The sequence below is a fragment of the Geodermatophilus dictyosporus genome, from assembly GCF_900115505.1.
GTDB lineage: Bacteria > Actinomycetota > Actinomycetes > Mycobacteriales > Geodermatophilaceae > Geodermatophilus > Geodermatophilus dictyosporus.
In genome coordinates this window covers 67,611-91,923 of the sequence record NZ_FOWQ01000003.1, presented here as the reverse complement: position 1 = coordinate 91,923, position 24,313 = coordinate 67,611, and the positions used below count along the sequence as shown (strand labels likewise).

Below are 24,313 nucleotides of genomic sequence, written 5' to 3'. Positions count from 1 at the left end.
GTGCGCGGTCCGGAGGACCGCGGTGTCAGAGCACCCGGACGGCGAGCAGCGCGACGTCGTCCTCGGCGTCGGGCAGGAACAGCCGCGCGAGCACGCGGTCGCACAGCTCCTCCAGCGGCAGGCCGGCCGCGTCGTGCAGCACCGCGACCAGCTCGGCGCTGCCCGCGTCGAGGTCGCGGTCGCGCCGCTCGACCAGCCCGTCGGTGTGCAGCAGCACCGTGCTGCCCACCGGCAGGACGGAGGTGCAGTCGGTGCGCGGCCGGTCGGGGTCGACACCGAGGAGCAGGTCGGCGTGGCCGGGATCGAGCGGGCGGACGCCGCCGTCGGGGTCGACGACCACCGGGGGCGGGTGCCCGGCGCTCGACCAGCGCAGCAGCGCCGGCTGCCCGGGGTGCCGCTCGAGCCGCGCGACGACGGCCGTCGCCATGGCCCCCAGGTCCAGCCCCACCGCCGCCCGGTCCAGCCGGGTGAGCGCCTCGGCCGGGGAGGGGTCGCCGGCGTAGGCGATGCCGCGCAGCAGCCCCCGCAGCTGACCCATGGTGGCGGCGGCGTGCCGGTCGTGGCCGACGACGTCGCCGATGGCCAGGACCGTGTGCCCGCCGGCCTCGACGAAGGCGTCGTACCAGTCGCCGCCGATCTCGGCGCCCTCGGACGCCGGGCGGTAGCGGACGACGATCTCGCAGCCCGGGGGCCGGGGCGGCGCGGTCAGCATGCTGTGCTGGAGCACCTCGGCCAGGTCGCGCTGCTGGGCGTACAGGCGGGCCGACTGCAGCGCCAGCCCGGCGCGGCGGCCCACCTCGAGCGCCGTCTCCAGCTCCTCGGGGGTGTGCGGGCCGCGCTCGCCGCCGTTGGCCGTGCCCAGGGCGCCGATGACGTGCCCGCGGGCGACCAGCGGCACGATCAGCGCCGACCGCGGCTCCAGCCGCAGCAGGGTCTCCCGGTCGGCGAGGTCGGGCAGCGAGCGGGCGATCCGCTCGGGGTCCAGGTCGGGCACGACCAGCGGCCGGCCGGTACGGGTCACCACGCGGGCGGCGTGCTCGTCGCTCATCCCGGGCACCATCGCCCGCACGTAGGTGGCGACGTCCTCGCGGCGGGCCGGGTCGCGGTGCGACCAGGCCACCTCCTGCAGCCGGCCCTGCTCCTCGGTGACGACGATCCAGCACCAGTCGGCCAGCGCGGGCACGACCAGGTCGGCGAGGCGGTCGAGCTGCTCGGTGATGTCGAGGCTGCCCGAGAGCACCTGCCCGGCCTCGGCGAGCAGCTGCAGCCGCCGGTTGGCCGCCAGCAGCTCGGCCTCGGCCGCGGCCCGCTCGGCGCGGGAGCGCATGCGGGAGACGCTGGTGGCGATCTGCGCGGTGAGCGCGTCGAGCAGCTCGGCGTCGGTGTCGGCGAAGGCGTGGCCGGTGTCCCAGACGACGACGAAGCTGCCCAGCAGCCGGCCCTCGACGCGCAGCGGGAGCGCGGCCATCGCACGCACGCCCAGCGCCGGGCCGACCTCGGCCATCCGCGGGAAGCGCGCGACCGCCTCGTCGAGGTCGGCGAACAGGAACCGCTCGCCGTGGTGGGCCGCGTACTGGGTGGGCAGCTCGTCGTCGAGCTCGACGACGACGCCCCGCTCGGTCAGGTCCACCTCGACGTCGGCCTCGGCGGCGGCCGCGGCCACGGTGTCGGCCAGCTGCTGCCCGAGGTGCAGCCGCAGGGTGCCGTCGCGGTCGAAGGCGGCCAGCGCGCTCGACGACGCGCCCAGCACCCGCGCGCCGCGCAGCGCGATCTCGGCCAGCTGGGACAGCGCCGTCGCGTTGGCGAGCTCCGCGGCCACCTCGGCCACCGCCGCCGCGCGCTGCACCGCGGCCATCCGGCGGTCGGCCTGCTCGCGGGCCTCCGTGACGTCGACGACGGTGCCGAGCACCCGCACCGCCTCACCGTGGACGTCGCGCACCACCCGCCCGCGCGACACCGTCCAGCGGACCCCGCCGGTGGCGTGCAGCGCCCGGCACTCCACGACGTACTCGCCCGACCCGGTGAACGCCTCGGCCATCGCCTCCCGGACGGCGGCGTGGTCGTCGGGGTGGATCCGCTCGGCGAGCAACTGGTCGACGTCGGTGAACTCCTGGGCGCCCTCGAGGCCGTGCACCGCCGCGCAGCGCTCGTCCCACGACACCACGCCGCTGCGCCGGTCGTGCTCCCAGATGCCGACCTCGCTGGCCTCCAGGGCGACGTCGAGGCGGGCCAGCGAGGCACCGATCGCCGAGCGGGCCGCCGACAGCTCCAGCTCGGCGACCACCGAGGAGGCCAGGTGCTCGAGCAGGGCGGCGTCGTCGTCGTGCCACGCCCGGGGGGTGGTGTCGTAGACGGCGAGCGCGCCGACCACCCGGCCCGACGCCGAGACCAGGGGCGCGCCGAGGTAGGAGACGACTGCACCGGACGTGACGGCCGGGAACTGCGCCACGCGCTCGTCGGTGCGGCCGTCCGGCACGACCAGCACCCGCCCCTCCCGGACCACCTGCGCGGACAGCTCGCCGGTCAGCAGCGCCGGACCGCCGACGACACCGGGCGGCAGGCCGTGGCCCCCGACGACGGTGTCCTGGTCGGTGAACAGGGTGACCTTGGCGTGGGCGGCGCCCAGCAGCCGGGCGGCCAGGCCGGAGAGCCGGTCGTAGGCCGCCGGGCCGGGCACCTCGACCAGCAGGCGGCGGGCCGCGGCGACGCGGTGGGCGTCGTGCAGCAGACCGGGACCCTGCAACGGCACGGGGACGGACACGACCCCTCCTCGTGCACGCGCGGCCCGGGCGGCCGCAGCGGATCATGGTGCCACGCGGCGCCCGGGATACGGACGAGTGCGTCCGGTGGCGTGGTCCCCCGACCGGGTGATCCTCCGCCCCCGCCTCGTCAAGCGCGACGCCGGGGTCGACGACCACCCGGAGCATGCCGGGCACCCTCACCTCGCGCCTGCCGGACTGCCGGCCGCTGCTGGCCGACCCCGCCGACCTGGGCATCGTCTTCCAGCCGATCGTCGACCTCGCGCGCGCCCGCGTGGCCGGGTACGAGGCGCTGTCCCGCTTCCCGGGCACCGCCGGGCCCGAGGTCTGGTTCGCCGCGGCCGCCGACGCCGGGGTGGCCGCCGAGCTGCAGGCCCTCGCGCTGCACCGGGCGCTGGCCGCGGTCGACCGGCTGCCCCACGACACCTTCCTCGTCGTCAACGTCGCGCCGCACCTGCTCGGCAGCCGGCCGGTGCAGGCGGTGCTGGCCGGGCGGCCGGACCTGCGCGGCGTCGTCCTGGGCCTGACCGGGCACGAGGTGGTGGCCGACCCCGCAGCGGTGCGCGTGCAGGTGGCCGCGCTGCGGGCCCGCGGCGCCCTGGTGGCCCTCGACGACACCGGCGGCGGCTGGTCGGGACTGGGCCGGATCGCCGCCCTGCGGCCGAACCTCGTGGCGCTGGACCGGTCGCTGGTCGCCGGGCTCGACGCCGACCCGGTGCGCCAGGCCATCGCCGAGGTGCTCTCCGGACTGACCGGCCGGACCGACTCCTGGCTGCTCGCGCAGGGCGTCGAGACCCGCGGTGAGCTGGCCGCCGTCTGCCGCCTGGGCCTCCCGCTGGCGCAGGGCTGGCTGCTCGGGCGCCCGGCGTCCGGCTTCACGCCGCTGCACCCCGAGGTGGCCGCGCTGGTGCGGGCGCAGACCGCGCGCTCCGGGGTGGCCGACACCGTCGCGGGCCTGCTGCGCCCGGTGCGCCAGGTGGAGGCGACCGAGCCGACGCCGGGCGTGCCGCCGGTGGTCCTGGTCGACCCGTCGGGTGCGCCGCTGGCGTTGCGGCTGGCCGACCCGCGCACCGGCGCCGTGCACACCGCCGCGGTGTCGCTGCGGGCGCACCGCGGCGACGGCGTCCCCGAGACCCTGCACCGGGCGCTGACCCGGCCCCCCGCCCAGCGCTTCGACCCCGTCGTCTGCACCGACACCGCCGGCGCGGTGCTCGGGCTGGTGCGGGTCGAGGACCTCGCCTCGGCCGCCGCCGCCCGCTGAAGGAGGCCCTCGTCAGGCGCTGGCGGCCGTCAGGGCGGCGTGCTCGTCGTCGGTGAGGACCAGGTCCTGCATCGGCAGCAGGTCGGCGAGCTGGTCGACGTCGCGGCCGCTGGCGATGGGGGCGGTGACGGTCGGCCGGTCGGCCAGCCAGCGCAGCGCCACCGCGGCCGGTGTCACGCCGTGCGCGGAGGCCACCTCCGAGAGCGCCGCCAGCACCCGGTCGCCGCGCTCGCCGACGTAGGCGGCCGCACCCCGGGCGCGCGGGGAGTCGACGCGCTCGCCGGCCCGGTACTTGCCGGTCAGGAAGCCCTTGGCCAGCGCGAAGTAGGGCAGGCAGCCCAGTCCGTGGTCGGCGACGACGTCGCGCAGCCCGTCCTCGTAGACCGCCCGCTCCACCAGGTTGTAGTGCGGCTGCAGGGCCACGTAGCGGGTCAGGCCCAGCCGCTCGGAGGTCTCGAGCGCCTCGGTGAGCCGCTGCGGCGAGTAGTTCGACGCCGCGACGTGCAGCACCTTGCCCGCGCGCACCAGCTCGTCGAAGGCGGTGAGCGTCTCCTCCAGCGGCGTCGACCCGTCGTCGTAGTGCGCGTAGTAGAGGTCGATGCGGTCGGTCCGCAGGTTGCGCAGGGAGCGCTCGGCGGCCTCGCGGATCTCGCCGGCCGCCAGCGGGTGCGCCTTCTGCTGGGGGGAGGCCTTCGTGGCCACCACCACCCGGTCGCGCAGGCCGCGCCCGGCCATCCAGCCGCCGAGGATCTGCTCGGAGCGGCCGTCGCCGTACATCTCGGCGGTGTCGACGAACGGGCGCTGCGTGCCGGGGACGGCGTCGACGAACCGGTCGAGGACGGCGTGCGACGTCGCCTCGTCGGCGGTCCAGCCGAAGACGTTGCCGCCGAGGCACAGGTCGCTGACGGTCAGGTCGGTCCCGGGGAGCTGCGGCACGCGGCCCACGCTAGGTGAAGGACCCTCCTGCCCCCCGCCGCTCGCGAGCTCGCGACGGGCCCTGCAGGAGGGCCGGGCCGGCGGGTGCGCCGGGTGCCCGGCCGGGTGGCGACGACGCCCTGGACTGGCCAGATCCCCCGCGGACGTGACACGGTGCCCCGGGCCGGACCGCCCCGAAGGGCACCGGTCCGTCCCCCCGGGCGCCCGCCCGGGGCGGCCGTCGCGCAGCGCGGCGGCACACCGGACGCGGCCCGCCGAGACCGCGCGGTCGCGACACCACGAGAGGATCCCCGTGAACAAGGCCGAACTCGTCTCCGCCATCGCCAAGCGCGCCGACGTGCCGAGCTCCACCGTGGACGCCGTCCTCAACGGCCTCCAGGAGGAGCTCGTCGAGGCGATCACCCGCGGCGAGAAGGTCGCCGTCTCCGGCCTGCTGACCGTCGAGCGGACCCAGCGCTCGGCGCGCACCGGCCGCAACCCGCAGACCGGCGAGTCGATCGACATCCCCGCCGCCAACACGGTGAAGGTGACCGCCGGCTCGAACCTGAAGAAGGCCGCCGGCAACGTCCCGGTGTGACCTCCCGCCGCCGGGGCGGCGCCTGCCCCCTGTGACCGCGCCCACCTCCGCGTGGGTGAGGATGCCCGGGCAGGCGCCGCCCGACGGGCGGACGGCGCAGGACGGAGGAGCGCGTGAGCAGCGGACTGGCCCTGGACACCGACCCGGCCGAGGTGGGGCTCGACCCCGCCCGGCTCCAGCGCCTCGACCGGCGGCTGGCCCGCTGGGTGGACGACGGGCAGCTGCCCGGCTTCCTCGTCACGGTGTCCCGCAGGGGACGGCTGGCGCACGTGGGCCGTGCCGGGATGCGCGACGTCGAGAGCGGCCTGCCGGTGGAGGAGGACACCCGCTGGCGGATCTTCTCGATGACCAAGCCGGTGACCTCGGTGGCGGCGATGATGCTGTACGAGGAGGGCGCCTTCGAGCTCACCGACCCGATCGCCAGGTGGCTGCCCGAGTTCGCCGAGACGCGGGTCTACGTCGCGGGCTCGGCGCAGAAGCCGGTCACCCAGCCGCAGGTCGAGCCGATCCGGATCCGGCACCTGCTCACCCACACCTCGGGTCTGACCTACGGCTTCCACCACGCCCACCCGGTCGACGCCGTGTACCGCGCGATGGGCCACGAGTGGGGCACCCCGCCCGGCGCCGACTCCGCCGAGGTGTGCCGGCAGTGGGCGTCGGTGCCGCTGGTCTTCCAGCCCGGCTCGGAGTGGAACTACGGCGTCTCCACCGACGTCCTCGGCCGGCTGGTCGAGGTGGTGTCCGGGCAGACCCTCGACGTGTTCTTCCAGGAGCGGGTCTTCGGTCCCCTCGGCATGACCGGCACCTCCTTCGGCCTGCGCGAGGACGACGACCCCGCCTCGCTGGCCCGCCTCTACGCCGCCGTCCCCGGGCAGCCCGGCGGGGCGGCCACCGGGTTCGCGCCGCTGGACACCATGGGCGCCGCGGCGCTGTCGAAGCCGGCGTTCCTCTCCGGCGGCGGCGGGCTGGTGGGCACCGCCGCCGACTACGTGCGCTTCGCCGAGATGCTCCGCCGCGGCGGGTCGTTCGACGGCGGCCGGCTGCTCGGCCCCCGCACGATCGCGCACATGACCCGCAACCACCTGCCCGGCGGCGCGGACCTGGAGACCTTCGGCCGGCCGCTGTTCGCCGAGACGCCGCTGCGCGGGGTGGGCTTCGGCCTGGGCTTCTCGATGGTGATCGACCCGGTGCGCTACGGCGGCGTGGCCAGCGTGGGCGACTACAGCTGGGGCGGGGCGGCGTCCACGGCGTTCTACGTCGACCCGGTGGAGGACGTCGTCGTCACGTTCTTCACGCAGCTGCTGCCGTCGTCGACCCTGCCGATCCGCGCCTACCTGCGCGCCCTCGTCAACCAGGCGATCGTCGCCTGACGGGCACTCCCGCGGACGTGCCCCGGGCAGGTCCGCGGGAGTGCCCGCCTCAGAGGTAGCGGCGGTAGACGACGGTGGCGACCATCGCCGGCTTGGACCCGCCCTCGACCTCGACGGTGACGTCGATGTTCATCGTGATCCCGCCGTCGAAGGGCGTCGCGGAGGCGAGCGCGGCGCCGGCGCGCACGCGGCTGCCCACCGGCACCGGGGAGGGGAAGCGCACCTTCTCCGTGCCGTAGTTGACGCCCATGCGGAAGCCGGTGATGTCGATGATCTGCGGCAGCAGCGCGGGGATGAGCGACAGCGTCAGGTAGCCGTGGGCGATCGGGCCGCCGAACGGGCTCTCCCGCTTCGCCCGCTCCGGGTCGACGTGGATCCACTGGTGGTCACCGGTCGCCTCGGCGAACCGGTCGACCTGCTGCTGGGTGACCTCCACCCAGTCGCTGTGGCCCAGGTGCTGCCCGACGAGCCCCTGCACGCCCTCGACGCCGTCCACGGTGGTCTGCGCCATCGCACGTCCTCCCTCACGGTGGTCTGGTTGGCTGACTCCACCACACCGGCTGCGGGGACGGAGGAACGGGTGCTGCGACTGGGCCGGCTCGACGTCCCCGACGGCGCACTGGTCGTCATGGCGATCGTCAACCGCACGCCGGACTCGTTCTACGACCGCGGCGCCACCTACGAGCTGGCCGCCGCCGTCGAGCGGGTGGACCGGGTCGTGGCGGAGGGGGCCGACGTGGTCGACGTCGGCGGGGTCAAGGCCGCGCCGGGCGAGGAGGTCGACGCCGCCGAGGAGATCCGCCGGACCGTGGACCTGGTGGCCGCGATCCGCGCCGCTCACCCGCAGCTGCCGATCTCCATCGACACGTGGCGGGCCGAGGTGGCGCGCGAGGTGCTGGCCGCCGGCGCCGACGTCGTCAACGACGCGTGGGGCGGGGTCGACCCGGAGCTGGCCGCCGTCGCCGCCGCGGCCGGCGCGGGGATCGTGTGCACGCACGCTGGCGGGCTGCCGCCGCGGACCCGGCCGCACCGCGTGCGCTACGACGACGTGGTCGCCGACGTCGTCGCCCGGACGACGGCGCTGGCCGAGGCCGCGGTCGCCGCGGGCGTGGACCGCGACCGGGTGCTGGTCGACCCGGGCCACGACTTCGGCAAGAACACCCGGCACTCGCTGGAGGCCACCCGGCGGCTCGACGAGCTGGTCGCCACCGGCTGGCCGGTGCTGGTGGCGCTGTCGAACAAGGACTTCGTCGGCGAGACCCTCGACGTAGTGCTCGACGAGCGGCTGAGCGGCACGCTCGCGGCGACGGCGGTCAGCGCGTGGCTGGGCGCCCGGGTGTTCCGCGCGCACGACGTCGCCGCGACCCGCCAGACACTGGACATGGTCGCCTCCATCCGGGGCGACCGCCCGCCGGCGCGGACCGTCCGCGGCCTCGCCTGAGCCGTCCGGAGCCGGTCGGCACCTCGTCGGCCGCCGTCCTCACCGGACGGTGCCCGGCCTCACCCTGCAGCGCGAGGCCGGGCACCACACCGCGAGGACGACGGACCCCCGCGGCGCGACGGAGGTCCTTCCCGCCGGGCGGCCCGACGGGTCATGCTCGGGTCGCCCGCCGGGGCGCCGGGTCCCGCGGGGGCGGTGCCGGGGAGGCCGTCATGAGCGAGCAGGCTGCAGGGGTCGAGGAGTCGCAGGCGCGCGGACACCGGGTCGTCGTCGGCGTGGACGGGTCGGCGGGCGCACGGGCCGCGGTGCGGTTCGCCGTCGAGGACGCCGTCCGCCGGGACGTGCCCGTCGAGGCCGTCGTCGCGCACCGCCCACCCGAGGCGTGGATGGACTTCGACGCCGTCGGCGAGGTCCAGTACGCGGCCGCCGAGCGGGCCGCGGTGGGGCGCACCGAGGCCGTCCTCGCCGAGGTGCTCCGCGAGGTGCCCGAGCCGCACCCGGTGGTGCACGTGACGGCCGTCCTGGGCTCGGCGGCGGACGCGCTCATCCGCGAGTCGGCCGGCGCGGACCTGCTGGTGGTCGGCAGCCGGGGCCACGGCGGGTTCTCCACGATGCTGCTCGGGTCGACGACGATGCAGTGCGTGCTGCACGCCCCGTGCCCGGTCACCGTCGTCCACTCGGCGGAGGCGCACCGGGAGCGGCTGCACCTGCGGCGGCGGACCGGCGGCGGGCGGGTGCGGGCGCACCGCCGGCGCTTCCGCGGGGCTGCCGCGGAGTTCACCGGCCCCTGACCGGGGTCCCGGCCGGGGTCCGGGCCGTCTCGCTACGTTGCCGCGCATGGCCGCCACCGGGTTCCACACCGCCGACGAGCTCAACGCGCTGCTGCCCGGCACGCTGCCCGGGCTGATCGGCCTGACGATCACCGCGCACGAGCCCGGCCGGCTCGAGGCCGCGCTCGACGTCCGCCCGGACCTGCTGGCGCCCAACGGCTACCTGCACGCCGCCACCGTCGTCGCCCTCGCCGACACCGCCTGCGGGCTGGCCACCCGCGCCCTGCTGCCCGAGGGCGCGACCGGCTTCACCACCATCGAGCTGAAGAGCAACTTCCTCGGCACCGTCCGCGAGGGCCGGGTGCAGGCCGTCGCCACGAACGCGCACGCCGGGCGCAGCACCCAGGTGTGGGACGCCGTCGTCTCCTCGGGGGCCGGGAGGACCCTCGCGCTGTTCCGCTGCACCCAGTCGGTGCTCTGGCCCCGATGAGGTGACCCGCCAGTAACCCCGGTGTCCCGCGACACACCCGGGGTGTGAGACTGGCGTCACCCCGTCCCCCAGGAGGAGCACCCCGTGGCACTGGCCAGTCGTTACCCCGACGTCGAGATCCCCGACCTGTCGGTCCCCGAGTTCGTCCTCGCCGGCGGCGCGTCGCGGCCCGACGCCCCCGCGCTCGTCGACGGCCTCACCGGCGACTCCATCAGCCACGGCCAGCTGGCCACCTACGTCGACCGGGTCGCCGCCGCGCTCGCCGCCCGCGGGCTGCGCAAGGGCGACGTCGTCGCCGTCCTGTGCCCGAACACCATGTGGTACCCGGTGGTGTTCCACGGCATCGCCCGCGCCGGCTGCGTGATGAGCCCGATCAACTCCCTGTACACCGCCCACGAGGTCGCCTTCCAGCTGAAGGACTCCGGCGCGAAGGTGCTCGTCACCGTCTCGCCGTTCCTCGACCGCGCCCTCGAGGCCGTCGAGCAGACGCCGGTCGACGAGGTCGTCGTCATGGACGGCGCCGAGGGGCACGCCTCGCTGCTCGACCTGATCACCAGCGACGCGCCGTCGGTGCAGGTCGACATCGACCCGGCGGAGGACCTGGTCACGCTGCCGTACTCCAGCGGCACGACCGGCCTGCCCAAGGGCGTCATGCTCACCCACCGCAACCTGGTGGCCAACGTGAGCCAGTCCCGGCCGCTGGTGGAGCTGCACGAGGGCGACGAGCGGATCATCGCCGTCCTGCCGTTCTTCCACATCTACGGCCTCACCGTCCTGATGAACCAGGGGCTGCAGTGGGGCGGCACCGTGGTCACCCTGCCGCGGTTCGACCTCGAGCAGTTCCTGCGCACCATCCAGGACCACAAGATCACCCGGGCCTTCGTCGCGCCGCCCATCGTGCTGGCGCTGGCCAAGCACCCGATGGTCGACCAGTTCGACCTGTCCTCGCTGCGCAGCATCACCTCCGGGGCCGCGCCGCTGGACGAGGCGCTCGCCCAGGCCGCCCAGGACCGGCTGCGCAAGGGCGCGGACGCCGGTGTCGTCGTCGCCCAGGGCTACGGCATGACCGAGCTGTCGCCGGTCTCGCACACCACCCCCGACGCCAACCGGCTGCCCGCGGGCGTGACGTCGGTGCCCAAGGGGTCGGTGGGCCTGGCGCTGCCCAACACCGAGTGCCGCCTGGTCGACCCCTCGACCGGGCAGGACGCCGCTGCCGGCGAGCGCGGCGAGCTGTGGGTCCGCGGCCCGCAGGTGATGAAGGGCTACCTCAACAACCAGAAGGCCACCGACGAGACGCTGGACGCCGAGGGCTGGCTGCACACCGGCGACGTGGCGGTCGTCGACGAGAACGGCTGCTACACCGTCGTCGACCGCGTCAAGGAGCTGATCAAGTACAAGGGCTACCAGGTCGCCCCGGCCGAGCTGGAGGCCGTGCTCCTGGGCAACCCGGCCATCGCCGACGCCGCTGTCATCGGCGTCAAGGACGAGGAGAGCGGCGAGGAGCTGCCCAAGGCCTTCGTGGTGCGGGCGCCCGGCGCCGAGCTCACCGAGGAGGAGGTCATGGACTACGCCGGCAGCCGGCTCGCCCCGCACAAGAAGATCCGCGCGGTCGAGTTCATCGACCAGGTGCCCAAGTCCGCGGCCGGCAAGATCCTGCGCAAGGACCTCAAGGCCCGCGCCTAGGCACGGCCACCCCGGCGTGCCCGTGCCCGGACCGGCACGGGCACGCCGAGGAGGAGCCTCCTAGGGTCGGTGGCATGCGCGCGGTCACCACGGACGGCCCCGGCGGACCCGAGGTGCTCGGCTGGGGCGAGGTCCCCGACCCGGTGGCCGGCCCCGGCGAGGTCGTCGTCGACGTCGCCGCCACGGCGGTCAACCGGGCCGACCTGCTGCAGCGGGCCGGCGACTACCCGCCGCCGAGGGGCGCCAGCCAGGTCCTGGGCCTGGAGTGCAGCGGGGTGGTCAGCGAGGTCGGCGAGGGCGTGACCGGCTGGTCGGTCGGCGACGAGGTGTGCGCCCTGCTGGCCGGCGGCGGCTACGCCGAGCGGGTCGCCGTCCCCGCCGTGCAGCTGCTGCCCCGCCCGGCCGGGGTGGAGCTGGCCACCGCGGCCGCGCTGCCCGAGGTCACCTGCACCGTGTGGTCCAACGTCTTCACCCTCGCCGGGCTGCGCCGCGGCGACCGCTTCCTCGTGCACGGCGGCTCCAGCGGCATCGGCACGATGGCGATCCAGCTCGCCGCCCGCGCCGGCGCCCGCGTGTTCACCACCGCCGGCACCCGGGCCAAGCTCGACGTCTGCCGCGAGCTCGGCGCCGAGGTGACGATCGACTACCGCCAGGAGGACTTCGTCGAGCGGGTGCGCGAGGAGACCGGCGGCGCCGGTGTCGACGTCGTCCTGGACAACATGGGCGCCGCCTACCTGGCCCGCAACGTCGACGCCCTCGCCGTCGGCGGGCGGCTGGTGGTCATCGGCATGCAGGGCGGGACGAGGGCCGAGCTCGACCTCGGCCGGCTGCTGGCCAAGCGGGCGTCGGTGCACGCCACCGCGCTGCGGTCGCGCCCGGCCACCGGCCCGGGCGGCAAGGCGGAGATCGTCGCGGCGGTGCGCGCCCACGTGTGGCCCGACGTCGAGCGCGGGGTGGTGCGCCCGATCGTCGACCGCCGGCTGCCGATGTCGCGCGCGGCCGAGGCGCACCGGGTGGTGGCGGCCAGCGAGCACGTGGGCAAGGTGCTGCTGCTCCCGGACGCCTGACTAGAGCGCGCTGCGCAGCGCCGCCACGGAGTCGATCACGTAGCCGACCTCCTCGGCGGTGTTGTAGTGGGCCAGCCCGAGGCGGACGGCGCCGCCGAGCTCGTTGACCCCGAGCGCGTCGAACAGCTCGCGGGCGTAGAAGTCGCCGTCCCAGGCGCAGATGGCGCGGCGGGAGAGCTCGGCGGCCACCTGCCGCGGGCGCATGCCGGGGACGGTGAACGACAGCGTGGGCGTGGTGTGCTCGGGGAAGCCGACCACCTGCACGTGCCGCATCGCCCGCAGCGCCTGGTCCAGCCAGTCGAACAGCCCGCCCTCGTAGGCGGCGACCGCGGCCATGGACACCCGCAGCCGGTCGCGGCGGCTGCCCACGGCGTCCTCGCACAGGCCGGCCAGGTGGTCGACGGCGGCGGTGACGCCGGCGTAGAGCTCGAAGGGCGGCGTGCCGCTCTCGAAGCGGTCGGGCACCCGGTCGGGCGCGGGCAGCAGCCGGTCGGGTGCCAGCTCGGCCAGCAGCGCGGGGTCGGCCACCACCGCGCCCACGTGCGGGCCGCAGAAGGTGTAGGCCGACACCGCGAGGAAGTCCGCGCCGAGCGCCGCCCGGTCCAGGAGGACGTGCGGTGCGGCCTGGACGGCGTCGACGAAGACCAGTGCCCCGACCGCGTGCGCGCGGGTGGCGATCGCCGCGACGTCGGGGCGGGTGCCGATGGCGTTGCTGGCCGCCGTCACCGCCACCAGCCGGGTCCGCGGGGTGATCAGCTCGTCGTACTGCCAGGCGGGCAGCTCGCCGGTCTCGATGTCGACCTCGGCCCACCGGACGGCGACGCCGACCTGCTCGGCCAGCTGCACCCACGGGCGGATGTTGGCGTCGTGGTCGAGACGGCTGACCACGACCTCGTCGCCGTGGCGCCAGGTGCGGGCCAGCGCCCGCGCCACCGCGTACGTCAGCGTCGTCGTGTTCGGGCCGAGGACGACGCCGGTGGAGACCCCGCCGACGAGGTCGGCCACGGCGGCGCGGGCGCTGGCCACCAGACCCTCGGTGCGGGCGGAGGACGGGAAGACGCCGCCGCGGTTGGCCACCGGCACGCGCATGGCCGACGAGACGGCGTGCGCGACGCTCTCGGGCACCAGCGTCCCGGCCGGCGCGTCGGTGTGCACGAAGCCGTCGGAGAGGCCGGGGAACAGGCCGCGGACGCGCGCGACGTCCAGCCGCGGCTCCCCCGGTCCCATGCGGGCGACCCTAGACGGCGCGGCTCCGGGCCGACCCCGCTCCCCGCGTTCGCCGTCCGCGGCCGCGGGGCAGGATGGGGGCATGACGGCACCGCAGAACGGCAGCGAGCGTCCGCAGCAGGTCGTCGTCGTCGGTCCCGACGGCCGGCCGGTCGGCGCGATGCCCGTGTCGGCCGCCGGTGCGGACGACGGCGACGGCGCGCACGGCGTGGGCGAGATGGTCGAGCAGCCCGCGAAGGTCATGCGGATCGGCACGATGATCAAGCAGCTCCTCGAGGAGGTGCGCGCCGCCCCCCTCGACGACGCCAGCCGCACCCGGCTGCGCGACATCCACGCCTCCTCGATCCGCGAGCTGGAGCAGGGCCTGGCACCCGAGCTGTCGGAGGAGCTGCGGCGGATCACCTCGCCGTTCAGCGAGGGCGTGACCCCCTCGGACGCCGAGCTGCGCATCGCCCAGGCCCAGCTGGTCGGCTGGCTGGAGGGCGTGTTCCAGGGCATCCAGACGGCGCTGTTCGCCCAGCAGATGGCCGCCCGGGCGCAGCTGGAGGAGATCCGCCGGCGCGCGCTGCCCGGCGGCCCGACGGCCGACGTCCGCCCCGCCGGCGGCCAGTACCTCTGAGGCCGGCGGGGTGGACGCCGAACGGGGGCGGATCCGCGCGGGGGACGCCGACCGCGAGAGCACCGTCCGCTCACTGCAGCGCGGTCTCGCCCAGGGGCGGCTGACCGTCCAGGAGTACGACGAGCGGGTGCGGGCGGCCTACGCCGCCCGCACCCTCGGCGAGCTCGCCGAGCTCACGCAGGACCTGCCCCGCGACCTCTGGTGACCGGCACCTCGACGCCGTCCCGCCGGTCGCCCGGCACACCGCGGAGCAGGCCGTCGGACGCCTCCGGCCCCGGCAGCGCACGCGGCTGCTCCCCCGCGGGCTCGCGCGCGGGCTCCTGACCGGCGTCCCGGCTGCCGGCGGCCTGCTCGAAGAAGCGCAGCAGCTCGACCGGGAAGGGCATCACCAGGGTGCTGTTCTTCTCCGAGGCGACGTCGGCGACGGTCTGCAGCAGCCGCAGCTGCAGCGCACCGGGCGTCGCGCTCATCGCGTCGGCGGCCTGCGCCAGCTTCGCCGACGCCTGGAACTCGCCGTCGGCCGAGATGACGCGGGCCCGCCGGTCGCGCTCGGCCTCGGCCTGACGGGACATCGAGCGGCGCATGCCCTCGGGCAGCGAGATGTCCTTGATCTCGACCCGGTCGATCTTGATCCCCCAGTCCTCGGTGGGGGTGTCGATGACCGCGCGCAACTCGTCGTTGATCGCCTCCCGGTCGGACAGCAGCGTGTCGAGGTCGGCCCGGCCGATCACCGACCGCAGCGAGGTCTGCGAGACCTGGGACGTGGCCACCATGTAGTTCTGCACGTTGATCACCGCGCGCACCGGGTCCACGACCCGGAAGTAGACGACGGCGTCGACGCCGATGGTGACGTTGTCGCGGGTGATGGTCCCCTGGGACGGCACGTCGAGGACGAGCGTCTGCACCGGCACCTTCGTCATCTGGTCGGCGAAGGGGACCAGCACCCGCAGGCCGGGCTCGCGGACCTGGGGCAGCAGCCGGCCGAAGCGCAGCACGACACCGCGCTGGTACTGCTGCACCATCTTCAGGCTGGCCCCCGCGACGACGAGCGCCACCGCGGCGATCACGAGCAGGACGACGAGCAGGGTGCTCACGGACGGTCACCTCCACGGGCTCGGCAGCACCCGCGGGACGGTCCCGCGGCGCCCGGCGCCGACCCGTCCTCTCCCACTCTCCCAGCCGGTCGAGGCCGGTGCGACCACCGTTATCCGGCCGTGACCGGGCCGACGGTCAGCGCGAGGGCAACGAGGCGAGGAAGGCGGCGACGCCGTCGTCGTCGTTACCGGTGGTGACGTCGGTGGCCGCCGCGAGCAGCTCGGGGTGGGCGTGCGCCATCGCCACGGCCCGGCCCCCGCCCTCGCGCACCCAGTCGAACGCCGCGATGTCGTTGGGCATGTCGCCGAACACGACGACGTCCTCCGGGCCCACCCCGTGCCGCGCGGCGACCCGCGACAGGCCGGTGGCCTTGGTGACGCCGCGCGCGGAGATCTCGGCCAGCGCGTCCGACGACGACGTCGTCACCGTGGCGAGGTCGCCGGCCACCCGCTGCACCAGCGCGACGAAGGAGTCGCGGTCCATGTCCTCGTGGCGGGCCAGCAGCTTGGCCGCCGGTGCCGCGACGATCTCCTCGAGCGGGGCCTCCGCGACGCCGGGGGCGTCGACGTCCCACCGCGGCCGGTAGACCGGTTCGTGGCGGAACTCCAGCCCGTACTCGACGGCGAACCAGGTGCCCGGCTGCTCGGCGCGCAGACCCCCGGTGATCGCCGCCAGGACGTCGGGCGGCAAGGCGTCCTCCTCGAGCACCTCGAAGCGCTCGAGGTCCAGCAGCACCGCGCCGTTGCAGCAGACCGCGGTGCCGGTGCGCACGACCTCGCGGATCCGGCGCATCCAGCGCGGGGGCCGGCCGGTGGCGAGGACGAGCGGCACCCCGTCGTCGGCCCAGCGCCGGAGCTCCGCCACCGTCTCGTCGCTGACGGTGTCGTCGGAGCGCAGCAGGGTGCCGTCCATGTCGCTGGCGATCAGCCGCGGACGCCAGTCAGACACCGGCCAGCACCGCCTCGAGGTAGCGGGCCACGCCGTCGGCGTCGTGCCCTCCGGTGAGCCCGCCGGCCGCGGCCCGGACGGCGGGGTGGGCGTTGGCCACCGCGACGGCGCGGCCGCCGGCCTCGGTCACCGCGCCGATCATCGGCAGGTCGTTGGGCATGTCGCCGAAGACGAGCACGTCGCCGAACCCGACGCCGTAGCGCTCGAGCGCCACGGCCAGGCCGGTGGCCTTGGTGACGCCGGGCGGCAGCACCTCGATGAACCCCAGACCCGCGTGGGTCACCTCGGCCTCGGTGGGGTCGACGACGCGCCCGGCGCGGGCCAGCAGCTCGTCCTGGCCGAGCGCGGGGGAGCGCAGGAAGACCTTGAGCACCGCGCCGGTGGGCAGCACCTGGTGGCGCGGCAGCAGGTGGGCGGGCTCGGGGTAGGGCCAGTCGAAGCCGTGCTGCACCCGAAGCGCGGAGTGCACCTCGCCCTGCTCGGCGGCGTCCTCGACGGCGACGATGAGATCCCCGGCGACCGACTCGATCCGCTCGATGACCGCCGTCGCCTGCTCCCGCGGCAGGCCGACCGTGCGCAGCACCTCGTCGCGCTCGAGGTCGACGACGAACCCGCCCTGCGCCAGGACGGCGATGCCCCGGCCGTCCAGCGCGGCGCGGACGCTGTCGAGCAGCCGCGGGCCCCGTCCGGTGACCCCGACGACCGGGATGCCGGCGGCCCAGCAGGCCTCCAGCGCCGTCCGGGTGCGCGGGCTGACCACACCCTCGGAGGTGAGCAGGGTGCCGTCGAGGTCGCTGGCCACCAGCTTCGGCCGCCAGCTGCCGAGGTCGTCGGGCTCGACCACCCGCTCGGACTCCGGCGAGGGGACGTGCCCGGAGATGACCGGCCGGGGCGCGGCCCCCGTCACGCGGGCACCGGCGCGGCCAGCGTCATCCCGGGGGTGAGCGCCTCGTGGCCGCCCAGCCAGGGCCGCAGCGCCGCCGGGACGTGCACCGAGCCGTCGGCACGCTGGTGCACCTCGAGCAGGCAGGCGATGGTGCGGGCGATCGCGCACAGCGTGCCGTTGAGCGTCGCCGCGGTCTGCGGCCGGCCGTCCTCGTCGCGGTAGCGGACGGCCAGCCGGCGCGCCTGGAAGGTGGTGCAGTCCGACGTCGACGTCAGCTCGCGGTAGGTGCCCTGCGACGGGAACCAGGCCTCGATGTCGTACTTGCGGGCGGCGCTGGTGCCCAGGTCGCCGGCGGCGATGTCGACCACCCGGTAGGGCAGCTCGAGGGCCTGGAGGAACTCCTCCTCCCAGGCGAGCAGCCGCAGGTGCTCGGCGGCGGCCTCCTCCGGCCGGCAGAAGCTGAACATCTCGACCTTGTCGAACCAGTGCACGCGGATGATGCCGCGGGTGTCCTTGCCGTAGGAGCCGGCCTCGCGGCGGAAGCACGACGACCAGCCGGCGTAGCGCAGCGGGCCGGCGGTGAGGTCGAGGACCTCGTTCATCCGCATCCCGGCCAGGGCCACCTCGGAGGTGCCGACGAGGTAGAGGTCGTCGCGCTCGACCTTGTAGACCTCCTCGTCGTGCTCGCCGAGGAAGCCGGTGCCCTCCATGGCCTCGGGCTTGACCAGGGCGGGGGCGACGACGGGGGTGAACCCGGCGGCCACCGCGCGGGAGATCGCCAGCTGGGCGAGCGCGAACTCCAGCAGCGCCCCGGGGCCGGTGAGGAAGTAGAAGCGGGCCCCGGAGACCTTCGCGCCGCGCTCGGTGTCGATCGCGCCGAGCGCCTCGCCGAGCTGCAGGTGGTCGCGCACCTCGAAGTCGTAGGCCGGGACCTCGCCGACGGTGCGCAGGGTGACCGCGTCGTCCTCGCCGCCGGGCGGCACCCCGTCGTGGACGACGTTGGCGATGGCCAGGTGCGCCGCGCGCAGCGCGGCGTCGGCGGCCCGCTGGGCCTCCTCGGCCTCCTTGACCTGCGCGGCGAGCGCCTTGGCCCGCTCCAGGACGGCGGGCCGCTCGTCCTTCGAGGCCCCGCGCACGGCCTGCGAGGCGGCCTTCTGCTCGGCGCGCAGGTCGTCGGCCCGCTTGACCGCGGCGCGACGGGCCTCGTCGGCGGCCAGCAGGGCGTCGACCCGGGACTCGTCGGCGCCGCGGGCTCGCTGGCTGGCACGGACGACGTCGGGGTGCTCGCGCACCAGGCGCAGGTCGATCACTCCCCGATCGTAGGCAGGCTCCCGGTGATCACCCCGGGGCGCGCGGGGCGGCCTGCCGCATCCGGGTGCACCCTCGCGGGGGAAGACACCGGTTACCGGCCGGTGCAGGGAGGCCTCCGTGGTCCGACGCCCACCCGGCGCCCGCGTGCGGTGGGTGCGGCCGGCGACCGCCGTGGTCCAGGCGGCCGCCCCGCCGCCGGCCGGCTTCTCCTGTGGCTCGTCGCCGGGGCCACCTGCTGGTCGCCGGCGCCGCACGGACCGCGGCCGCCGTCAGCTGGCGGGTGCACGGGCAGCCCGCCTACGTCCTCGCGGCCGGGCTGGCCGTGGTCGCGGCAGCCGCGCTGGCCGGTGCGCGCCGGACCGCCTGAGCGGTCCGCGGCTCAGGCGACCGGCAGCAGCGCCAGCCAGCGGCCGACGGCGACCCGGACCCGGCCGCTCTCGGTGCGCAGGTCGGCCAGCGCGCGCTCCAGCTCGGGCACCGGGGCACCCGCCGCCGTCTCCAGCCACCGGCAGAGCCCGGCCACCCGGACGGCGCCGAGCGCGGCGCTGCCGCCCTTGAGCCGGTGGGCCAGGCGCGTGACCGACGCCTCGTCGTCCTCCGACCAGGCACCGCCGGCGACCGCGGCCGCCAGCCCCTCCACGGCCTGGTCGAGGCCGTCGAGGTACTGGTCGTAGAGGTGCTGCAGGGCCTCGGGGCCCAGGTCCTCGAGCTCGGCGAGCGTCACCTCGTCGAGGACGGCGCCGGTGGTGTCGACATCGGGGCCGGCCAGGTCGCCCAGCTCCGCGCAGTCGTCGAGCGCCTCGCCCAGGGTGGCCAGGCGGACCGGCTTGCTGAGGAAGGCGTCGGCGCCCGCGGCGAGGAAGGCGCTGCGGTCGGAGTCGAGCACGCTCGCGGTGACCGCGACGACGCGCGGCTGCGGCCCGGGCGTCGCGCGGATCTCGGCCGTGGCCTCGATGCCGCCCACCACCGGCATCTGGGCGTCCATGAGCACCACGTCCCACCCGCCGCGCCGCACCGCCTCGACCGCCTGGGCGCCGTCGGTCACGTGCTCGCTGTCGTGGCCGAGCTGGCGCAGGTAGAGCGCCATCAGCTGGGCGTTGACGGCGTGGTCCTCGGCGACGAGGACCCGCAGCCTCCGCCGGCCCGGGTCGGGGGCACCGGCGGCCGGGCGGCGCGCGCCGGGGGCCTCGACCGGGCCGCGTCCGGGCGCGAGCACCGCGCGCAGCGTCCGCAGCAGCCGCTCGGGCCGGACCGGCTTGTGCAGGCGGGCGGCGAACAGCGGCGCCACGTCGGGCTGGACCCGGGTCGAGCTGCTGAGCAGGACCAGCGGCAGGTCCGCGCCGCCGGGCACCTCGCGCACGAGGGCGGCCAGCTCCTCCCCGCCCACGACGGGCATGTGCAGGTCCAGCAGGACCGCGTCGAGACCACCGGCCCGCACCGTCTCCAGCGCCTCGGTGCCGCTCGTCGTCACGACGCACTCGGCGCCGAACCGGGTCAGCTGGTGCTCCAGGATCCGCAGGTTGGTGCGGTTGTCGTCGACGACGAGCAGCCGTCGGCCGGCCAGGCCCTCCCCCGCCGACGGCGCGACGCCCGCGCCCGCCGTCGGCAGCTCCAGGGTGACGGTGAACGTCGAGCCCACCCCGGGCTCGCTGTCCACCGTGATGTCGCCGCCCATGGCCCGGGCGATGCGCTGGCTGATGGCCAGCCCCAGGCCGGTGCCGCCGTAGGACCGGGTGGCCGAGGTGTCCACCTGGGTGAAGGACCGGAACAGCCGGTGCCGCTGGCCGGCGGGGATGCCGATGCCGGTGTCGGAGACCGCGACGCGGCAGCGCAGCCGGTCCCCGTGCGACTCGCCGGCGACGGAGACGACGACCTGGCCCGCGTGGGTGAACTTGACCGCGTTGCCGATCAGGTTGACCACCACCTGGCGCAACCGGGTGCCGTCGCCGACGACGTGCCAGGAGCGGTCGGCCGGGACGTCGACCAGCAGGTCGAGGCCCTTGCCGGCCGCCTGCGGGGCGAGCAGCTGCGCGACGTCGTAGACGAGGCCGTCGAGGTCGAAGGGCGCCGCCTCGAGGTCGAGCTCACCCGCCTCGATCTTGGAGAAGTCGAGGACGTCGTTGATGAGGGCCAGCAGGCTGTCGCCGCTGCCGGCGATGGTCTCCAGGTGGGCCCGCTGGTCCTCGTCGAGGTCGGTGGTCAGCAGCAGGTCGGTGAGGCCGAGGACCGCGTTGAGCGGCGTCCGGATCTCGTGGCTCATCGTCGCCAGGAACGCCGTCTTGGCCTGCCCGGCCCGCTCGGCCTGGTCGCGTGCGGCGACGAGCTCCGCCTCGCGCGCCGCGACCAGCGCGCCGCGGTCGCGCAGCGCCCGGCCCAGCGCGTTGACGTCCCCGGCGATGTCGCGCAGCTCCTCCGGCCCGGTCTCGGCCAGCCGGGTGTCGAGCCGGCCCTCGGTCAGCGCGGCGAGCGCGTCGCGCACCTGCTGGGTGGGCGGCAGGACCTGCGCGGTCAGCCGGCGGTTGGCCCGCCGGACGGCGACGGCGACGGCGACGGCGACCCCCAGGCCCAGGACGGCGCCGGCCAGCAGCATCCCGCCCATGACGGTCGCGGCCCCGGCGCGGCGGTCCTCCACCGTGGCGCGCACCTCGGCCTCCACGGCGCGGTAGGCGTCGAAGAGCTCCTTGCCCTCGCCGAGCAGCTCGCCGAGCGCCGCGGTGTCCCCGAGCGCGGGCTGCCGGGCCAGCGTCGGCCGCACCCAGGTGTCGATCCACTCCCGCTCGGCGGCCTGCAGGTCGGCGACCAGGCCGGCCAGCTCGGCGTCGCCCCGCGCCAGCTCGGTGAGCCGGTCGTCGATCGCGGCCACCTCCTGCGCTCCCCACTCGTAGGGCTGCAGGAAGCGCTCCTCGCGCGTGATGAGGAAGCCGCGCAGGCCGGTCTCCTGGTTGATCATCGCGACGTGGCCGTCCTGCAGGGCGCGCAGCGTCTCGTCGGCGCGGTCCAGCCGCGGCCCCAGCACCGCCACGATGGCGACGACCACGCCCACGGTGGTCAGCGCCAGGACCGTGACGGCGGCCAGGCCGACCAGCAGGGGGCGGCGCAGGAGGACCCGCAGCGGCCGGGCGTCGGAGTCCGGTCGGTCGCGGTGCAGGGGAGCCACGGGTGAGGTGTCGGCCGCCCGGCCGCCGAGCTTGAGGCGGGCGCCGCCGCGGAGCCGGTCCTGGGACACTCGGACCCATGCGCTTCCTCGGCGGCAACCGCCCGGCCACCGACCTCACCTACGCCGACGTCTTCATGGTGCCCAACCACAGCACTGTGGGCTCCCGGCTGGAGGTCGACCTGACCACGCCCGACCGGGTGGGCACCACCATCCCGGTCGTCGTCGCCAACATGACGGCGATCAGCGGCCGGCGGATGGCCGAGACGGTGGCCCGCCGCGGCGGCCTGGCCGTGCTGCCGCAGGACATCCCGGTCGACGTCGTCGGCGAGGCCGTGGCGTGGGTGCACGCGCGGCACCCGGTCTACGACACCGCGATCACGCTGAGTCCCACCTCGACCGTGGCCGAGGCGCTGTCGCTGCTCGCCAAGCGCGCGCACGGGATCGTCGTGGTGGTCGAGGACGGCGTGCCGGTCGGCGTGGTGACCGACGGCGCCTGCCAGCACGTGGACCGCTTCACCCAGCTCGCGCAGGTCATGGCCGCGCACCCGCTGACCATCCCCGCGGGCACCGAGCTGCCCAAGGTCTTCGACGTGCTCGCCGAGGAGCGGGTCAGCGCCGCGCCGGTGGTCGAGGGCGAGCGGCTGGTCGGCGTCATCACCCGCAAGGGCGCGCTGCGCTCGACGCTCTACACGCCCGCGGTCAACGCCGGGGGCCAGCTGCTCACCGCCGCGGCCGTCGGCATCAACGGCGACGTCGCGGGCAAGGCCTCGGCGCTGCTGGCCGCCGGCGTCGACGTGCTCGTCGTCGACACCGCGCACGGCCACCAGGAGAAGGCGGTGGAGGCGGTGCGCGCGGTCCGCTCGGTGGCCGGGTCGACGCCGGTGGTCGCCGGCAACGTGGTCACCGCCGAGGGCACCCGCGACCTGGTCGAGGCCGGTGCCGACGTCGTCAAGGTCGGGGTGGGCCCCGGCGCCATGTGCACCACGCGGATGATGACCGGCGTCGGCCGGCCGCAGTTCTCCGCCGTCGAGGAGTGCGCGGCCGAGGCGCGCCGGCTGGGCCGGCACGTGTGGGCCGACGGCGGCGTCCGCCACCCGCGCGACGTCGCGCTGGCCCTGGCCGCCGGCGCGGCCAACGTCATGGTCGGCTCCTGGTTCGCCGGCACCTACGAGTCGGCCGGCGACATCCACGACGACGGCAGCGGCCGGCTCTACAAGGAGTCCTTCGGCATGGCCTCGGCCCGGGCGGTCAAGGCCCGGACGGCGGCGCAGAGCAGCTTCGAGCGGGCCCGCGCGGGGCTGTTCGAGGAGGGCATCAGCTCCTCGCGGATGTACCTCGACCCGGCCCGCCCCGGCGTCGAGGACCTGATCGACGGCATCGTCGCCGGGGTGCGCTCGTCGTGCACCTACGCCGGCGCCCGCACCGTCGACGAGCTGCACGAGCGCGCGGTCCTGGGGGTGCAGAGCGCGGCCGGTTACGAGGAGGGCCGGCCGCTGCCCACCAGCTGGTGAGGCCGCTCCCGCGGGAGGTCTTCGAGTCGCTGGTGGCCGACGCCCTCGACGCCGTCCCCGCCGAGCTCATGGCGTTGCTGGACAACGTCGTCGTGCTCGTCGAGGACCGCAACGAGGAGGAGCCCGAGCTGCTGGGCCTCTACGAGGGGTACGCGCTGACCGAGCGCGGCTGGCAGTACGGCGGGGCGCTGCCCGACCGGATCATGGTCTACCGCGAGGCCGTCTGCGACGTCTGCTCGACCGCCGAGGAGGTGGTCGAGGAGGTGACGGTGACCGTCGTCCACGAGATCGCGCACCACTTCGGCATCGACGACGAGCGCCTGCACGAGCTCGGCTGGGGGTGACGGGGAGGACCCCGTCCCCTGGGTACCGTGACCGGCGTGGCAGAGACCGCGGGCAAGCTCCCGATCAAGATGCTGCACGACCGCGTCCTGGTCGCGCTGCGCCGGGAGGACGGCGAGCGGCGGTCCACCGGCGGCATCCTCATCCCGGCGACCGCGCAGGTGGCCAAGCGGCTGGTGTGGGGCGAGGCCCGCGGCGTGGGCGCGAGCGTGCGCCAGGTGAAGGTGGGCGACCAGGTGCTCTTCTCCCCCGAGGACCAGCACGAGGTCGAGGTGCACGGCGAGGAGCTGATCATCCTGCGCGAGCGCGACGTGCACGCCGTCGCCGCCGAGCGGATCGAGGAGTCCACCGGCCTCTACCTCTAGGGGCGGTCCCCCCGGGCGTGGCGCTCGATCACCCCGGTCATCCCGGTGAGGAAGCGGCGGACGACGGCGAGGTCGGCGTCGGAGAACTCCTCCATCGCGGCCACGAGGTCGCGCTGCAGCCCGCCGAAGAACGCGGCCCCGGCGGCCGTCGAGCGCTCGGTCATCTGCAGGACGACGCGCCGCCGGTCGGCGGGGTCGCGCACGCGCTGGAGGTGCCCCGAGCGCTCGAGCCGGTCGACGAGCGCGGTGACCGACGCGGAGCTGAGCGACACCGCCGCACCGAGACCGCCGGCGGTGAGGGGCTCCCCCGCCCGCGCGGCGTCCATGACCGCCACGATGGCCCGCACGTCGGTGCGCCCGAGTCCGTGCAGGTCGGCGAACCGCTGCCCCACGGCGTCGAGCTCGACGCTGAGCCGGCGCAGCAGGAGGGCCGCCTCCGCCCGCTCGCCCGCGTTGCGCGCCACACCGCCTCCCCTCTAATCTCTCGACGATCGAGAT

Annotated in this window: 24 protein-coding genes; 14 read left to right on the top strand and 10 right to left on the bottom strand. The window is 75.9% G+C overall.

The genetic code is table 11. From position 1 onward, the window contains the following. Positions 1-25 precede the first annotated feature (25 nt). Positions 26-2,761 (bottom strand): SpoIIE family protein phosphatase, encoded by a 2,736-nt coding sequence (locus BMZ33_RS07700; RefSeq protein WP_169064033.1) that lies wholly within the window; start codon positions 2,759-2,761, stop codon positions 26-28. A gap of 164 nt (positions 2,762-2,925) precedes the next feature. Between BMZ33_RS07700 and BMZ33_RS07695 the strand changes: the two genes are divergently transcribed. Next, a complete protein-coding gene (locus BMZ33_RS07695; RefSeq protein WP_091109006.1) occupies positions 2,926-4,020 on the top strand; it encodes an EAL domain-containing protein in 1,095 nt (364 codons plus the stop codon). A 12-nt stretch (positions 4,021-4,032) separates the two neighbouring features. Here the strand turns inward: BMZ33_RS07695 and BMZ33_RS07690 are convergent, their stop codons facing one another. After that, positions 4,033-4,956 carry an aldo/keto reductase gene (locus BMZ33_RS07690; RefSeq protein WP_091109699.1) on the bottom strand — a complete coding sequence of 308 codons (924 nt, stop codon included), beginning with the start codon at positions 4,954-4,956 and terminating at the stop codon, positions 4,033-4,035. Positions 4,957-5,248: 292 nt separating this feature from the next. Between BMZ33_RS07690 and BMZ33_RS07685 the strand changes: the two genes are divergently transcribed. Then, the gene (locus BMZ33_RS07685; RefSeq protein ID WP_091109005.1) at positions 5,249-5,533 is read left to right on the top strand and encodes an HU family DNA-binding protein; all 285 of its coding nucleotides are present in this window, start codon (positions 5,249-5,251) and stop codon (positions 5,531-5,533) included. A 113-nt stretch (positions 5,534-5,646) separates the two neighbouring features. Further along, on the top strand, positions 5,647-6,903 hold the full coding sequence (locus BMZ33_RS07680) for a serine hydrolase domain-containing protein (RefSeq protein WP_091109004.1): 1,257 nt from the start codon (positions 5,647-5,649) through the stop codon (positions 6,901-6,903). A gap of 49 nt (positions 6,904-6,952) precedes the next feature. Here the strand turns inward: BMZ33_RS07680 and BMZ33_RS07675 are convergent, their stop codons facing one another. Continuing rightward, on the bottom strand, positions 6,953-7,414 hold the full coding sequence (locus BMZ33_RS07675; RefSeq protein WP_091109003.1) for a MaoC family dehydratase: 462 nt from the start codon (positions 7,412-7,414) through the stop codon (positions 6,953-6,955). Between the two features lie 69 nt (positions 7,415-7,483). Between BMZ33_RS07675 and folP the strand changes: the two genes are divergently transcribed. The 5 genes from folP to BMZ33_RS07650 all read left to right on the top strand — a co-directional run bounded on the left by folP (position 7,484) and on the right by BMZ33_RS07650 (position 12,354). Next, positions 7,484-8,344 carry a dihydropteroate synthase gene (gene folP / locus BMZ33_RS07670; protein WP_091109002.1) on the top strand — a complete coding sequence of 287 codons (861 nt, stop codon included), beginning with the start codon at positions 7,484-7,486 and terminating at the stop codon, positions 8,342-8,344. A 212-nt stretch (positions 8,345-8,556) separates the two neighbouring features. Further along, on the top strand, positions 8,557-9,135 hold the full coding sequence (locus tag BMZ33_RS07665) for a universal stress protein (RefSeq protein WP_091109001.1): 579 nt from the start codon (positions 8,557-8,559) through the stop codon (positions 9,133-9,135). Between the two features lie 46 nt (positions 9,136-9,181). Beyond that, on the top strand, positions 9,182-9,604 hold the full coding sequence (locus BMZ33_RS07660) for a PaaI family thioesterase (RefSeq protein WP_091109000.1): 423 nt from the start codon (positions 9,182-9,184) through the stop codon (positions 9,602-9,604). A gap of 84 nt (positions 9,605-9,688) precedes the next feature. Further along, positions 9,689-11,287 (top strand): AMP-binding protein, encoded by a 1,599-nt coding sequence (locus tag BMZ33_RS07655; RefSeq protein ID WP_091108999.1) that lies wholly within the window; start codon positions 9,689-9,691, stop codon positions 11,285-11,287. 74 nt (positions 11,288-11,361) lie between these two features. Then, the gene (locus BMZ33_RS07650; RefSeq protein WP_091108998.1) at positions 11,362-12,354 is read left to right on the top strand and encodes an NAD(P)H-quinone oxidoreductase; all 993 of its coding nucleotides are present in this window, start codon (positions 11,362-11,364) and stop codon (positions 12,352-12,354) included. Here BMZ33_RS07650 and BMZ33_RS07645 read toward each other — a convergent pair whose 3' ends face one another. Further along, on the bottom strand, positions 12,355-13,581 hold the full coding sequence (locus BMZ33_RS07645) for a cysteine desulfurase-like protein (RefSeq protein WP_091108997.1): 1,227 nt from the start codon (positions 13,579-13,581) through the stop codon (positions 12,355-12,357). An 82-nt stretch (positions 13,582-13,663) separates the two neighbouring features. Between BMZ33_RS07645 and BMZ33_RS07640 the strand changes: the two genes are divergently transcribed. Beyond that, positions 13,664-14,200, top strand: a complete 537-nt coding sequence (locus BMZ33_RS07640) for a bacterial proteasome activator family protein (protein WP_091108996.1) — start codon at positions 13,664-13,666, stop codon at positions 14,198-14,200. 10 nt (positions 14,201-14,210) lie between these two features. Beyond that, positions 14,211-14,405, top strand: a complete 195-nt coding sequence (locus BMZ33_RS07635) for a DUF1707 SHOCT-like domain-containing protein (protein ID WP_091108995.1) — start codon at positions 14,211-14,213, stop codon at positions 14,403-14,405. On the opposite strand, the gene BMZ33_RS07630 is transcribed toward BMZ33_RS07635, so the two are convergent. The 4 genes from BMZ33_RS07630 to serS all read right to left on the bottom strand — a co-directional run bounded on the left by BMZ33_RS07630 (position 14,374) and on the right by serS (position 18,439). Beyond that, on the bottom strand, positions 14,374-15,294 hold the full coding sequence (locus BMZ33_RS07630) for a slipin family protein (protein ID WP_169064032.1): 921 nt from the start codon (positions 15,292-15,294) through the stop codon (positions 14,374-14,376). The two genes, BMZ33_RS07635 and BMZ33_RS07630, sit on opposite strands and share 32 nt — an antisense overlap. A 136-nt stretch (positions 15,295-15,430) precedes the next feature. Further along, positions 15,431-16,243 (bottom strand): HAD family hydrolase, encoded by an 813-nt coding sequence (locus BMZ33_RS07625; protein WP_091108994.1) that lies wholly within the window; start codon positions 16,241-16,243, stop codon positions 15,431-15,433. Continuing rightward, positions 16,236-17,150 carry an HAD family hydrolase gene (locus BMZ33_RS07620; protein WP_091108993.1) on the bottom strand — a complete coding sequence of 305 codons (915 nt, stop codon included), beginning with the start codon at positions 17,148-17,150 and terminating at the stop codon, positions 16,236-16,238. Before BMZ33_RS07620 ends, BMZ33_RS07625 begins: the two co-directional genes overlap by 8 nt. Continuing rightward, on the bottom strand, positions 17,147-18,439 hold the full coding sequence (gene serS, locus BMZ33_RS07615) for a serine--tRNA ligase (protein ID WP_091108992.1): 1,293 nt from the start codon (positions 18,437-18,439) through the stop codon (positions 17,147-17,149). Before serS ends, BMZ33_RS07620 begins: the two co-directional genes overlap by 4 nt. 212 nt (positions 18,440-18,651) lie before the next feature. On the opposite strand from serS, the gene BMZ33_RS23175 reads away from it, so the two are divergent. Beyond that, positions 18,652-18,807, top strand: coding sequence for a hypothetical protein (locus BMZ33_RS23175; RefSeq protein ID WP_169064031.1), 156 nt, complete (start codon positions 18,652-18,654; stop codon positions 18,805-18,807). Positions 18,808-18,819: 12 nt separating this feature from the next. Here BMZ33_RS23175 and BMZ33_RS07610 read toward each other — a convergent pair whose 3' ends face one another. After that, positions 18,820-21,666, bottom strand: coding sequence for a hybrid sensor histidine kinase/response regulator (locus BMZ33_RS07610; RefSeq protein ID WP_091108991.1), 2,847 nt, complete (start codon positions 21,664-21,666; stop codon positions 18,820-18,822). 8 nt (positions 21,667-21,674) lie between these two features. Between BMZ33_RS07610 and BMZ33_RS07605 the strand changes: the two genes are divergently transcribed. Genes BMZ33_RS07605 through BMZ33_RS07595 form a run of 3 tightly spaced genes read left to right on the top strand, consistent with a single transcriptional unit; the run spans position 21,675 to position 23,815 of the window. Continuing rightward, the gene (locus tag BMZ33_RS07605) at positions 21,675-23,108 is read left to right on the top strand and encodes a GuaB1 family IMP dehydrogenase-related protein (RefSeq protein ID WP_091108990.1); all 1,434 of its coding nucleotides are present in this window, start codon (positions 21,675-21,677) and stop codon (positions 23,106-23,108) included. After that, the gene (locus BMZ33_RS07600; protein WP_091108989.1) at positions 23,105-23,452 is read left to right on the top strand and encodes a metallopeptidase family protein; all 348 of its coding nucleotides are present in this window, start codon (positions 23,105-23,107) and stop codon (positions 23,450-23,452) included. Before BMZ33_RS07605 ends, BMZ33_RS07600 begins: the two co-directional genes overlap by 4 nt. Positions 23,453-23,488: 36 nt before the next feature. Further along, entirely contained in the window at positions 23,489-23,815 is a 327-nt protein-coding gene (locus BMZ33_RS07595; RefSeq protein ID WP_169064030.1) for a GroES family chaperonin, read from the top strand. Here the strand turns inward: BMZ33_RS07595 and BMZ33_RS07590 are convergent. Further along, positions 23,812-24,279, bottom strand: coding sequence for a MarR family winged helix-turn-helix transcriptional regulator (locus BMZ33_RS07590; RefSeq protein WP_091108988.1), 468 nt, complete (start codon positions 24,277-24,279; stop codon positions 23,812-23,814). The genes BMZ33_RS07595 and BMZ33_RS07590 overlap by 4 nt on opposite strands. Positions 24,280-24,313: the final 34 nt, after the last annotated feature.

What these genes read in the sequence shown, in the direction of transcription:
- BMZ33_RS07695 (WP_091109006.1), top strand. Translation starts at nt 2,926, where the DNA reads ATGCCGGGCACCCTCACCTCGCGCCTGCCGGACTGCCGGCCGCTGCTG.
- BMZ33_RS07660 (WP_091109000.1), top strand. Translation starts at nt 9,182, where the DNA reads ATGGCCGCCACCGGGTTCCACACCGCCGACGAGCTCAACGCGCTGCTG.
- BMZ33_RS07665 (WP_091109001.1), top strand. Translation starts at nt 8,557, where the DNA reads ATGAGCGAGCAGGCTGCAGGGGTCGAGGAGTCGCAGGCGCGCGGACAC.
- BMZ33_RS07640 (WP_091108996.1), top strand. Translation starts at nt 13,664, where the DNA reads ATGACGGCACCGCAGAACGGCAGCGAGCGTCCGCAGCAGGTCGTCGTC.
- BMZ33_RS07605 (WP_091108990.1), top strand. Translation starts at nt 21,675, where the DNA reads ATGCGCTTCCTCGGCGGCAACCGCCCGGCCACCGACCTCACCTACGCC.
- BMZ33_RS07650 (WP_091108998.1), top strand. Translation starts at nt 11,362, where the DNA reads ATGCGCGCGGTCACCACGGACGGCCCCGGCGGACCCGAGGTGCTCGGC.
- BMZ33_RS07675 (WP_091109003.1), bottom strand. Translation starts at nt 7,414, where the DNA reads ATGGCGCAGACCACCGTGGACGGCGTCGAGGGCGTGCAGGGGCTCGTC.
- BMZ33_RS07645 (WP_091108997.1), bottom strand. Translation starts at nt 13,581, where the DNA reads ATGGGACCGGGGGAGCCGCGGCTGGACGTCGCGCGCGTCCGCGGCCTG.